This window comes from Spirosoma sp. KUDC1026 (assembly GCF_013375035.1).
Taxonomy (GTDB): domain Bacteria; phylum Bacteroidota; class Bacteroidia; order Cytophagales; family Spirosomataceae; genus Spirosoma.
In genome coordinates this window covers 958636-970442 of record NZ_CP056032.1, presented here as the reverse complement: position 1 = coordinate 970442, position 11807 = coordinate 958636, and the positions used below count along the sequence as shown (strand labels likewise).

Genomic DNA, 11807 nt, shown 5'->3' with positions numbered 1-11807 from the left:
ATTTCCGTCTTAGTTACTTAGGAGTGAACATACCCGCTGTTATTTCATAGGCATGAACACTTGAGCCTGGCTGTTATTCTTGGCAATAATCAGTTGTCCCTGTTTTAGCTGCACCATCCGACGTACCTGGCCCTTCACAAAGAAACCAGCTCTTTTAGGATCCGTAGCCTTGAAATTAAGTTTACTATCTCCCAGTAGCAACAAGCCGTAGTTAGCATCATAACGGCCTACCTCGGTCAAGACATCGAAGAAGTTGCCAGCCAGCAAAATATCCGGTTTTCCATCTTTATTGTAATCACCTGTCAGTATAGTATGGATTGGTGACGTTTGAGCCTGTATAGGTAAGGCTTTGACCGTAAACGTACCATCCCCATTATTGACCACTATCGACGTTTCTGCAGTATTTGCCGTTTTTACGTCCATTCCCTGGCGTTGCTGATCTGAAAAGATCTCGTTAAACGAAGCCTTCGCGTAATCAGTGTATTTGATGTATTTCGTTTTAATAGATGGAATACGCTTTTGTAGGTCAGCTTTTTGCACGACCACACATTCACGTTTTTCTCCATCGACGCCGGGTCTGAAACAAGTCATAACCTGCTCGTAAGTACCATTCCGATCGAAATCATTACCGTATAGATGAGCGGGCTGGTCCTGAGTAGCTACTAAATGACTATTCAGCCCCAGATTACCGACAACAAAATCAACATCGCCATCCTGATCCAGATCGGCTGCCTGAATGCAGTTCCACCAGCCGCTGGTTTTGGCTAATGCTTCATCCTCTATTCGCTCAAACCCTTTGCCTGCTTTATTTTTCAGAATGGTGATTGGCATCCAGTCGCCAACCAGAATTAGATCAGGGTAGGAGTCTTTGTCAATGTCGGCCCAGACAGCGTCTTTCACCATACCTATTTCTTTCGAGAAGGGGATCAGTTCAGCCGTAGCTTTTCGGAAGTTGCCTTTTCCGTCATTCACTAGCAAAACTTGGTCAGGATTTTTACCGTATTCACTGGCGACCATTCGCCCACCAATAAACAAATCCTGATCACCATCCCGGTCAAAGTCGGCCGCTGCGATGCAAGAATTATTTTCCAGAATTCGGGGCAACGTCTTGTCCCAGGTAAAGTTTCCTTTTCCATCATTGCGATATAATCGATCCGCCAACGCTGTATTATCGGCAAATTCGTTACCACCTGTAGCTACGTAAAGATCGAGATCTTTATCACCGTCCGCGTCGAAGAATGTAGCCGCTACGTCTTCTGTGTAAAGTGCATCTAACAAGAAGGGTTGCTTCCAAAGACTGAACGTTCCATCTGCTTTCTGCAGGTACAGCGACCGGGGCATATTAACCGCTCCGCCCAGGAACACATCGTCCAGGCCGTCGCCATTCACATCCCCGGCGGCTAACGCAGGTCCCTCTCGCGACAACATTTGTTTGAGCAGGCCGTCGCGGTTGTAATCCACGAAGTCGTTTTCTTTATGCACATAATCCAGCTTGGCGGTACCGCTTATGTCTTTGAAGAATTCGGGTGCAACTACGCGCTGATCGGTAAATGATGCTCGCTGGGAAGCGTTTTTGTACAACAGCGGCAACGTACGGTCGGCTCTGGGCTGTTTTATCGTTTGTGTTTTATCATCGGGCCAGATCACCGTCAAAGAATCGATTCTGGCATTTGAGTCCAGCCCAAAAACCATTGTCAGATCGACAGACGACTGGAATCCCCGGTTAGGCATCTGCTGCAGATACTGTGTTTCCTTTCCCTGATGCACGTAAACTTTAGCCCCTATAGCATTTCGATTCAGTGCATAGCCAGTCAGAGCTACTCGTAAAAAATGCTTGTGGTTGACCTCAACCGACGTATTTTTATAAATCGATGCGGGTGCATCATTATTGTTCACAACCAGATCCAGATCACCGTCATTGTCTAAATCACCGTACGCAGAACCGTTTGAAAATGACGGTGTCGCCAGCCCCCATTCAGCCGCTTTATTTTCGAACTGCATGCCATTACCGAGATTTCGAAAGGCATAATTTGATAGGGGACGTGACCCCATTTTATTAACGTATTCCTTATAATCAAACTTTTTGATCCCTTCGATCATGGCTTGCAAATCAGGGTTGTCAGCCAGAAATGATACGTAGTCCTGGTCCGTCAAATCTTTGACAATACCATTTGCCACAAAAATATCCTTACGGCCATCCATATCCATGTCGAACAGGAGCGCCCCCCAGCTCCAGTCGGTAGCGCTGGTACCCGTCATCCGGCCAATTTCGGAGAACGTACCATTTCCGTTGTTCAGGTGGAACATATTCCTGGAATCCTGGTAATAGAAGTCCCGGCTTTCTTTTAACTGTCCCAGTTCGTAGCTATCGAATGTAGTCGTTGTCTTAAGGCGATAATCATCGCCCGGCAGCATATCTGTCACAAAAATATCGAGGTTCCCATCATTGTTTACATCAGCAATATCGGCCCCCATTGAAGCCAGGCTGATGTGGCCCATGTACCCTTCAATTTCTTCCTTGAACGTCCCGTTTTTCTGATTGATATACAGGTAATCCCGTTCGTAAAAATCGTTGGAAATGTAGATATCCGGCCAGTTATCGTTGTTTACATCCCCAATCGTGATACCTAAGCCGAACCCAATCAAGCTTCCGTATATCCCCGCATCGGCCGATACATCAGTAAAGGGTTTAGCACTACCATCAGCGTTTACGCCGTTGTTTCTGAATAATTTATCCCCTCCTAATTTATCACGGGTTTCGCGCAGGTTTGCGTAGCCGAGACGATCCATTGGTGTAAAGCTGTTATTCAGCAGATACATATCCAGATCGCCGTCCCGATCATAATCAAAAAAAGCAGCATGGGTGGAAAAGCCGCCATCAACAAGACCATAGGCTGCGGCCTGTTCTGTAAACATAGGGATTCCGTTTTTACTACCTTGATTAATATACAGCTGATTACCGCGGGCATCCCGGTTACCGGAATTACAGACGTATATATCCAGTCGGCCGTCGCCGTTTACGTCGGCGAACGTAACGCCCGTTGACCAGAACTTCTTCCCAGCAATACCAGCCTGCTTTGTTACGTCTTCAAACTTCAGATCACCTTTACCGGGTGTTGTCCGGTTCAGGTACAGCTTATTTTCTTCAAAATTAGACGTAAAAAACAGGTCGGGTAAGCCATCGTTATTTACATCGCCAATAGCTACTCCCCCGCCGTTATAAAAATTGCGGTAATTGAAAATATTGAAATTTTTCTTATCAAGAATATGGTTCGCAAAGTCAACACCTGTCTGCGAAGCCGGTAATTCAAGAAACAAAGGTTCTGGGTCAGATTTACACCCCACTAACCCTATTAGTTCTAAAGCCAGTAGGAAAAATACGTTACGCATGTGTTACGGTAGCTGCGTTACTGAATTAACGGTTAATCTTGAAAGTGAGTAGCTTATTGTTATTCTGGCCAACCAGAATATAGCTGCCAATACGCTTTACGTCCCGTACATCGCCCTTAACCAAAAGGCCCAACTGTGCAGATGGGACGTAGTCGAATCGCCAGTTTCCCCGATTGAGCAGCATAGTTCCTTGATTGGCATCTACTTTCCCAATTCGCAGTCTGAACATTGAATTGTTACCCATAAGTAGCAGGTCAGGGCGTCCGTCCCGGTCAAAATCCTGCGGCAGAATTGCATATACGGGTGCATACTGAGCTGGCTGTGGAAGCTCATGTGGAATTAATTCACTGACACCAGTTTCGTCCACTCGATTCTCCAGCACCAACGTTCGTAACTCATTAATTGTCCGGTGATTCGCCTTTTCAATCGTATTGGCGTCGGCAAACTGCTCAATTGTTGCGTTTGCATAGAGTTGATAATCAGTAAACGTTTTCCGTAGCGTCGGCATCTGCTCCCCGATCTCATCGCGAGTATGCGCGGGGTAAGACTTGCCTTGAATATAATAATTCATGAAGCAGTCAATTGTCCCATTACGGTCAAAGTCATCGTAGACAAGGGTAGCCGGTTCAGCCTCACTTGCTTGTATCTGCGTATTCTGGCCAAGATTCCCAACAATTAAATCATCATCACCATCGCCATCCAGGTCAGCCTGGCTGATACGATTCCACCAGCCTGATAACTTATCGTAAACCTGTTGCTTCTGAGTCGAAAACCTTCCGTGCTGATTGAACAAAACAGTAACCGGCATCCACTCGCCAACAACGACCAGATCCAGCCAGCCATCTTTATTCATGTCGACAACGGCCGCATCTGACACTACGCCCAGCTTACCCAAGCTTACCTGCTCAAATTGGGCTTTGCCGTTGTTGATCAACAAAAAGCTTTGATCGGCATACGGGTACTTACCGGGTCGTACATGCCCGCCAACAAACAGGTCCATATCACCGTCTTTGTCAACGTCAAGAGCTTTCACACAGGAACCGTTTGCCCCTTCAACGGGGAGAGAAGCCGGACTGAAATTTCCAGCCCCATCATTTAGCCATAACTGGTCCTGTAAATCAACCGTGTCACGGACGCCATAACCCCCATTCACCACATAGAGATCAGGTTTTTTGTCACCATTAAAGTCAGTTAACACAGCATCCGTATTTTTCAACGGTTTTGTCCCAGTCAATGTCTGCAGTGAGAATACTCCCCCTTTTTGTATCAGTAGTGTTCCTGGCTGTTCCGGTGTTCCTCCTACGTATGCATCTGGCTCGCCATCGCCATTCACATCGCCCACTGCCAGACGCGGTCCCGTGTACGAATAGTGCATGGGCAGCATAAGCTGACGCTCAAAGTCGTTCGTTGGTTTCACTATGTGCTGCCAGTTGGGTCCGGAAACCTCAGCCAGTAAAGTTTGAGGCTGGCCCCTAGGTCTACTAACTGGCTTTGTTGCCTGCCTGACAGAAAGAACAAGTAACTGATCCAAGGCGACATTTCTCACGGTTTGGGTAAGTCCGTTTGGCCAGCGAACTAGTACGTCGACTGGCTGATCGGCTTTTTCAACACCAAACAGCAGTCGGTCATGACTGCTTGCCAGGTAACCGCGAGTTGGATAAAACTCCTGTACTTGACGATGGCCTCCTTGTATCACCTGCACGGTTGCTCCGACCCCGAAACGGTTCGCAGCCGAGCCTTCCAGTTTAATCGTCAGGAAGTGACCAAGTTTCTGCTCCCGGCTTGTATTTTTATAAATGCGAGCTGTCTCGTTCAGGTTATTAGTGATAATTTCTAAGTCACCATCCCCGTCCAAATCAGCATAAGCGCTTCCGTTGGCGCGTATTGTTTCGTCAAATCCCCATTCAACCTGCCGATTGGCAAAGGTTACCGAGGCATTTCCAGTGCTGGTATTCTGAAAAATATAGTTTTTTGTTGGCGTTGAGGGCATTTGCTTCAGCTGCTCAAGCATAGCCTGTCCAGTACGCTGTTCTTCCTGTTCACTAGCATATTTGACAAAGTCGGCGTTCGTTAAATCACGGCCGAGTCCGTTGCTGATAAAGACGTCTTTACGGCCATCTAGGTTGAAATCTGCCAAAAGTGCTCCCCAGCTCCAGTCGGTATTCGACACGCCTGCTAACTGACCAATTTCCGAGAACTGCCCGTTTTGCTGCTGTAGCTGAAGCATATTCCGCATGTTTTGATGCCAAAAGCCATTTTGCAACTGTGCCTGATAAACCGGCCAGCTATCGGGCCAGAGCAACAGCTTTTGCCGGGCATTGTCCTCAGGCAGCATATCGAGCGTTATAATGTCCGGTAACGTATCGTTGTTGATATCCGCAATGTCAACGCCCATCGACGAGTAGGATGTATGAGCAACTCGTTCACGCAACTCGTCCCGAAAGGCTGGGCCGCTCGGCTGACGGCTGCGCTGGTTGATATAGAGATAATCATCCTCCACAAAGTCGTTTGTCACGTATACATCCGGGTAACCATCCCCGTTTACGTCCGAAACGGCAACACCGAGTCCAAAACCCAGCGGGTTTCCTTTAATTCCTTCCTGCTCCGATACATCAACAAAATGTCCTCCTGTAGACAAATCATTTCTAAATAATTTGTCGCCAGCGTTGTAGTCCCGCTCCTCCCGCATGGCCGCGGCTTCTTTTCGTTGGTAATCAGACAGCCCGTGGTTGATTAAAAAACAATCCAGATCCCCATCCAAGTCATAGTCGAAGAAGTTAGCCTGAACGGAATAACCGGAGTCAGCCAGACCATATTCAGTGGCTTTATCGGTGAAGGTAAGATTATGATTGTTGATAAAAAGTTGATTCTTACGGAGTGAATCTGGCCGTAAACCCGAGTAGCAAACGTAAATATCCAACCAGCCATCGGCGTTTATATCGGCTAATGTTACGCCGGTTTTCCAACCTCCAGCGCGCCCTCCCAGTCCGGCTTTTTCGGTCAGATCGTCAAACGTCAGATTTCCTTTATTGATGTATAGTTTGTTACCAACCTGATTGCCCGTAAAATATAGATCAGGTAACCCATCGTTGTTTAAATCTCCCGCAGCTACTCCTCCACCGTTATAGAAATACTCGAACGCCAGAATATTCTCCTGTTCCGTTTCAGTTAATTGGTTAGTAAACGTAACTCCTGTCTCTTCCGAATTTGTTTTTTCAAACAACGTTTTCTTTGGCGAGCAGGCAGTTAACAGTGTAAAACACAGCCCGTAAACAACTTTTTTCATCAAGTACTAAACGAAAAGTAATCCACTCATATTCCAAATGGCAGAAACAAAACAGCAGCCCGGTTTCGGGCTGCTGTTTTGTTTCTGAAACAGATTACTTGGCTTAATATCCAGGATTCTGTATCAGGTTTGGATTACTGTCAACCGCCTGTTGTGGAAGTACGAATAGGACCGCCGTGGCAGGAGATGCTGTTGGACGCTGATCAACGGGATCCAGGAATTTACCGAACCGGATCTGATCACTCCGGCGCCAGCCTTCCCAGTATAGCTCACGGCCGCGCTCTGCCAATAAAACGGTCAGGTCAACCGTTCCCAAGCTAGACGCTTTCCGGGTTGTGCGCAGGTTATTCACGATACCAGCCGCCGTTTGGCCCTGTGTATCGCTACCGCCCCGTAACAACGCTTCAGCCTTCATCAGTAATACGTCGGCATAACGAAGGAATACGTAATCATTGGCAGGAGCATCAACTGCCCCTGGTTGCGGCAGATATTTTACAACCCGAATACCCTGATCTTCGGTAGCATATGACAGGTTTACCTGTGGCGTAAATACCAGTGGGTTTCCTAAACGGTCTTTAGCGGCAACAATCGTAGACGGTGCAGTGGACGAACCAGGGGTAGATACGTACTGCTGACCTACCAGGAAGCCAGCGTTCAATCCCGTACTTGGTGTAAGATCGCTAACTGGTCCTCCCCGACGTTCGTCGCTTGCTTCAAAACTATTGTAAAAATCAGCAAGCGTTGTGAAACCATTCCAGGCACTCACATACTGATTATAGTGAAGTGTCATGTAATACCGGTTTCTAACGTTACCCGGCTGGCTGGTCGTTGTATTATTGATCGTGAAGATCAGCTCTTTAGACCGAGAATCGTTTTGCCAGTGGAAATTATCAAAATATTTTCCCGAAGTGGTCAGGGCAAATTTACCTGAACCGATAACCTGATTGGCAAAATACGTCACTGAGTCCATGTCTGCCTTAGCAAACGTGTACGGTCCAGCAGGAGCAGTTGTGTTCGTATACACTGCCCGGTTCAAGTAGACTTTCGCCAACATAGCTGCCGCAGCTTCTTTGGTTGCCTGGTTTGCTGCTGTTGTCGTCAGGTTGTTAAATGCGTAGCGTAAATCGCGAATCACGAAATTGGTCCCATCAACCCGGTTATAAACTATTGGATTGGATTCTGGAGAGTCGGTTACGTTCCGGAAGGGCACTTGTCCCCAGAGATCAACGATGTGATACATGTAAAACGCCCGCAGAAAACGTGCCTGAGCCGCTATCTGTACATCGGAACCAGCAACAGAAAGCGCTTGGGTCGAGCGGAATACACCACTGTTAAGATCATTCCAGGCCCCTAAAATCTGATCATTTTGTGAGTCCCAGGTGTGCTGATGCAACCGGCGCCAACGGCCGAAGTCGTCCCAGTCAGTCCCTCGGGTTGGCCCCATCATTTCGTCCGATGGGTGTTCCTCCATTGCATAGGTGTTTCCCTGGTTTGTTGCGATGTTGTTCAACAACTGATAAGCACCTTGTAGTGTACTTGCCGGATCCAGCGGTACACTGTTAGCGGTTCCTTCCGCAGAAGAGAGCTGTCCAAAAACGGCGTCATCCAGATTAGTACAACTGGCCACGCCTAATAAAGCAGTCACACCAAAAAATACGCTTAGCTGGTGCCCCGAAAATTTGATCATTTTGTTCGTTCTGTTAATCAGTTTCTCAGTCAAGCCGGGAAACTGGTGTTAATTAAAAACCGACGTTCAAACCAAGAGTAACAGTCCGCGATGCAGGGTAAGGCGTATAATCGATGCCTAGCGAGGGAATGTTGTTCAGGTATTTAACCGTATTCACGTCTGGATTCAGTCCTGAGTAGCCTGTGAAGAGTAACAGGTTCTGACCAGCCAGCGATACGGTCAACGATTTGGCTACGCTGCCCTGTGGCAGATTAAAGCGGTAGCCAATCGATGCGTTACTCAACCGGATATAATCACTTTTTTCCAGGAATCGGGTCGATACTGAGCCTGGGTTAAGTGGACTTTCAGCACTATTAGCAGCCTCAGGTGATACGTTACGTCCAGAGCGCAGTGGCCCTTTCAGGAATAACGCATTCGCAGTGTTGTTATAGATATAACCACCGAATTGACCGTTGAAGAAAAGGCTGGCGTTGAAATTACCATAAGTAAAGTTATTCGTCAGACCCAGCCGAATCTTGGGTAGTGGAGCTCCTTGGAACGCAGTTGCACCATTGTCAGCATAAGTTGCAAACCCGTTGTTATCGTAGCCTGTGAATCTCGGCATAAAGAAGGCGAAGATCGGATAACCGTCGCGAATCGTCTGTGCGTAAGCACCAGACAGACCTTGACCATTGATGGTCCCCGTTGGTACTACTGTTCCCAGATCTTTTACCGTATTTTTCAGGAAAGTCATGTTATACAATACTTCCCAGCCAAATTTAGCCGTTTGTACCGCCTGATACGTTAAGTTCAATTCTACACCGGCGTTGATAACTTCGCCGGGCAGGTTCACCCAGCGGTACTGTACAGCGGCCGGTTGCGCGTAGAATACCTGGAACAACGTGTTTGTAACGGCCTTGTGGAAATAATCAATCGTACCACCCAGTTTGCCTTTCAGGATTGAGAAGTCGATACCCGCCCCAATGGTGTTGTTCTGTTCCCATTTCAGGTTGGGGTTCGGGTTGTTCAACTGCGTTTGAGAACCATCGGCGTTGAGCTGGAAAATGATTTTAGAAGCACCGCCAGCAAAATCCTGGTTACCCGTTACGCCGTAGTTTACGCGGAGTTTCAGATCGGTAAAGATGTCTTTCGGGATAAACTCTTCTTCCGACAGACGCCATGCCGCAGCAATTGACGGGAAATAGCCGTACTTGTTGTTCAAACCGAAACGAGACGAACCATCAACCCGCAACGTACCTGTCAACAGGTATTTATCCTGAATGCTATAGTTTACACGACCAAAGAACGACTGAAGCTCATTTTGACCACGACCCGATCCAGAACCGAACGACGTCCGGTTGTTTGCGTTGGCCGAGCCAATGTTATCCAGGTAGCTTAGCGAACTTTCGTTGTAGGGGAAGTTACCAGCAGCCAGGTAGTTGTTTTTATCTTGGAAAATCTGATACGAGAACCCTAGTAAGGCGTCCAGATTACTTTTTCCGATTGCCTTGTTGTAGTTCAGTGTGTATTCAGATAAACGAGAGTTTCTGTAACGGTTTTGTACGTAAGCACCACCGCCTAAGCCAGTCGAATTATCACGATACACCGTAGCAACTGTGTTCAGCGCCGGAATAAGAGGAACTGTGTAGTTGGCACGTAGACGGGAGTCGAGAGCCGTTTCACGAATAGCCGTTGAGTTATCGATACCGAAATTTGCTTTTGCCTGTAAACCATCGATGATTTTCCAGGTAACGCTGGCATTGGCTAACGTCCTGTTTGTTGTGCCCCGGTCGTTAATGTAGTTCAACAGGGCAACTGGGTTCCGATAGTCACCTCCTGGCTGGAAATAATCACCGTTCGTATCGAACACAGGGTATGTCGGGTTGGCTTGGATAACAGCACCAATCAGGTTACCCTGTGCTCCGGCATTTTCTCCTGTTTGTGCGTAACGGTCGTTTATCCCCGATGTTGTTGCATTAATATCAATGATAACTTTGTCATTGAATAGTTCATGCGACGCGTTGATCCGGCCCGTAATCCGCTTCTGGAACGAATTTTTGATAATCCCTTGCTGATCTTGGTAACCTAACGAAAAGAAGTAGCGGGTGTCTTGCGTACCGCCACCAAAACCAACGTTGTATATCTGACTCACAGCCGTTCTGAAAACCTGATCCTGCCAGTTTGTATTCGATCCTCTGTCAAGAACGGCCCGATCGCCACCAGCCGCTACAGCTGCGCTGACAAACTCAGAAGCATTTAAGAGGTCGTACCGTTTCTGTGGACTTGACACAGCCCCTGAAGCAGAGAAGTTAAAGATTGGCGCGCCAGCTTTCCCTTTTTTCGTCGTGATCAGAACGACGCCGTTTGCACCCCGGGCGCCGTAGATAGCAGCCGCCGATGCATCTTTCAGAACCGAAATATTTTCAATATCGGATGGGTTCAGGAATGCCAGTGGGTTACGTGCCGCCGAGGAGCCACCACCAAAATCAGCACCGCCATCGCTGGAACTACCACCGTCCAGTGGGACACCATCAATTACGAACAGGGGATTGTTACCACCGCGCAGGGAAGCTGTACCCCGAATCTGTACGTTAATGGGTGCACCCGGCTCACCACTTGATGGGGTAATCTGCACACCCGCAACCCGGCCCTGAAGCAACTGCTCGGGCGATGCAATAACACCTTTGTTAAAATCTTTAGGCCCAACCGACTGAACGGCACCCGTCACGTCTTTCGACCGCTGATTCCCGTAACCAACAACGACAACTTCGCTCAGCGTTTTGTTATCTTCGGCAAGCGTAATGTCGATTGTTGTGCGGGTTCCAACGGTGACTTCCTGCGATACGTATCCAATCGAGCTAAAAACCAGTACGTTATTGGCTGTAACATCAGCCAAGCGGTATTGACCATTGCCGTCGGTAGTAGTTCCTTTGGTAGTCCCTTTTATCTGAACTGTTACACCAGGCAACCCTAATGTTCCACCCGGATCAGTCACTTTACCCGTAACAACTTTCTCATTTTGTGCCTGAACAATGCTTGGCATTGCAATCAGCATTAGTAAAGTTATTACTCCTGCCAGTGCTCTTCCTATCAGTTGTTGTAGCCGAGACTTGCCAGTATTGCCTACGTAATCACGAAAGTGATCATTTGTGTAGGAGTTGTCCATCATAGATTTGACAGTAAAAAGTTAAAAAACAAACACGATACGTTTTTGGTGAAAAATACTTAATCAACTAAACCGCCCTTCGGCACGCACAACACACACAACCGTTTATATAGAAACATGTTGCGAATTAATTGAACATTAGTTTGAACTGATAAGCAAATTACCACGATGCGATCATAAATTACAAGCCGCTACATTAAAATAAGCACACTTGTTATTAATATAGTGTTACTCTAAAGTCATTAAGGTTTTATACCTATTGCAATAAAGACATATAAGCATTAAACTACTTGAGTAAT

4 protein-coding genes are annotated in these 11807 nt (G+C 47.3%); all 4 read right to left on the bottom strand.

Annotated features, from left to right (window positions below; genetic code table 11):
* Positions 1-39 precede the first annotated feature (39 nt).
* A complete protein-coding gene (locus HU175_RS04130; RefSeq protein WP_176565384.1) occupies positions 40-3390 on the bottom strand; it encodes a VCBS repeat-containing protein in 3351 nt (1116 codons plus the stop codon).
* A gap of 25 nt (positions 3391-3415) precedes the next feature.
* Positions 3416-6676: a VCBS repeat-containing protein gene (locus tag HU175_RS04125; RefSeq protein ID WP_176565383.1), complete on the bottom strand. Its 3261-nt coding sequence runs from the start codon at positions 6674-6676 to the stop codon at positions 3416-3418.
* Between the two features lie 103 nt (positions 6677-6779).
* Complete coding sequence (locus HU175_RS04120) at positions 6780-8363, bottom strand: RagB/SusD family nutrient uptake outer membrane protein (protein WP_176565382.1); 1584 nt, start codon at positions 8361-8363, stop codon at positions 6780-6782.
* Between the two features lie 52 nt (positions 8364-8415).
* Positions 8416-11397, bottom strand: coding sequence for a SusC/RagA family TonB-linked outer membrane protein (locus HU175_RS04115; protein WP_228724311.1), 2982 nt, complete (start codon positions 11395-11397; stop codon positions 8416-8418).
* Positions 11398-11807 lie beyond the last annotated feature (410 nt).

What these genes read in the sequence shown, in the direction of transcription:
- HU175_RS04130 (WP_176565384.1), bottom strand. Translation starts at nt 3,390, where the DNA reads ATGCGTAACGTATTTTTCCTACTGGCTTTAGAACTAATAGGGTTAGTG.
- HU175_RS04120 (WP_176565382.1), bottom strand. Translation starts at nt 8,363, where the DNA reads ATGATCAAATTTTCGGGGCACCAGCTAAGCGTATTTTTTGGTGTGACT.
- HU175_RS04115 (WP_228724311.1), bottom strand. Translation starts at nt 11,397, where the DNA reads ATGCTGATTGCAATGCCAAGCATTGTTCAGGCACAAAATGAGAAAGTT.
- HU175_RS04125 (WP_176565383.1), bottom strand. Translation starts at nt 6,676, where the DNA reads ATGAAAAAAGTTGTTTACGGGCTGTGTTTTACACTGTTAACTGCCTGC.